Origin of the sequence: Heliobacterium chlorum (assembly GCF_014502795.1) — a bacterium.
In the GTDB taxonomy this organism is placed as follows: Bacteria; Bacillota; Desulfitobacteriia; order Heliobacteriales; family Heliobacteriaceae; genus Heliobacterium; species Heliobacterium chlorum.
Genome location: NZ_JACVHF010000096.1, coordinates 1 through 1,234, shown reverse-complemented (window position 1 = coordinate 1,234; position 1,234 = coordinate 1). Strand labels below are relative to the sequence as shown.

Annotated in this window: 3 rRNA genes; all 3 read left to right on the top strand. The window is 53.1% G+C overall.

Features of this window, described 5'->3' with window-relative positions:
• Positions 1 to 89, top strand: a 16S ribosomal RNA gene (locus tag H1S01_RS20225); the annotation flags it as partial.
• A gap of 195 nt (positions 90 to 284) precedes the next feature.
• Positions 285 to 401 (top strand): 5S ribosomal RNA (gene rrf / locus H1S01_RS20220).
• Positions 402 to 659: 258 nt separating this feature from the next.
• Positions 660 to 1,234, top strand: a 23S ribosomal RNA gene (locus H1S01_RS20215); the annotation flags it as partial.

The window sequence follows — 1,234 nt, the reverse complement described above, 5'->3', positions numbered from 1 at the left end:
GGAGCCAGCCGCCGAAGGTGGGGTCGATGATTGGGGTGAAGTCGTAACAAGGTAGCCGTATCGGAAGGTGCGGCTGGATCACCTCCTTTCTATGGAGACTTATCACGACTGATACTGGGCAACCGGTATCGAAGTCGTGAGACGTCGAGGTCGAACGCACGCAGTGCAACACAACTGTTTGATTTTGAGGGACTGGAGAAACGTACCGGTTGAAAACCTCAACTGAGTGTAGTAAACTCCTAATTTCGGTGTTGAGCCGGACGGACCTCACAACTAAAAAATGATCTGGTGGCAATGGCGGAGGGGTCACACCCGTTCCCATCCCGAACACGGAAGTTAAGCCCTCCTGCGCCGATGGTACTTGGGACGTTGGTCCCTGGGAGAGTAGGTCGTCGCTAGATTGACCGGGGAATACCCGGCAGACCTGACGAACGTCAGGTTTTCATATGACCGCTCCTATGTAGCGGTGTTGTTCCTTGAAAACTGCACAGAGGTAAAAGTAAAGCGCAAACGATGATGATCTATACGTCAAGCTTTCATACTCAATGGTGATGTCCTATTACAGTATCGACAGTATCGTCTTTTGACGAAGTGTCTCACTGCAATTATGAATCACCTCGGTAAGTAAGATAGACGAAGCGATCATTCATTGAAAATAAGGTCAAGTTAGTAAGGGCATACGGTGGATGCCTAGGCGCTGAGAGGCGAAGAAGGGCGCGGATAACTGCGAAAAGCCACGGTGAGCCGTAAGCAGGCATAGACCCGTGGATACCCGAATGGGGCAACCCGTCCGGAGTCATATCCGGACATCGCTGACTGAATCCATAGGTCAGCGAAGCCAACCCGGGGAACTGAAACATCTAAGTACCCGGAGGAAAAGAAATCAAGCGAGATTCCCCCAGTAGCGGCGAGCGAACGGGGAAAAGCCTAAACCGTCTCTTCGGAGGCGGGGTTGCGGGACCTTCATCATGAGTGAATCATCCTAGTCGAAGCGGTCTGGAAAGGCCCGGCACAGCAGGTAACACCCCTGTAGGCGAAAGGACGAGACATTCCGAAGGGATCCCAAGTACCGCGGGGCACGTGAAATCCCGTGGGAATCCGGGGGGACCACCCTCCAAGGCTAAATACTCCTCAGCGACCGATAGTGAACCAGTACCGTGAGGGAAAGGTGAAAAGCACCCCGGAAGGGGAGTGAAACAGAACCTGAACCCGTATGCTTACAAGCAGTCGGAGC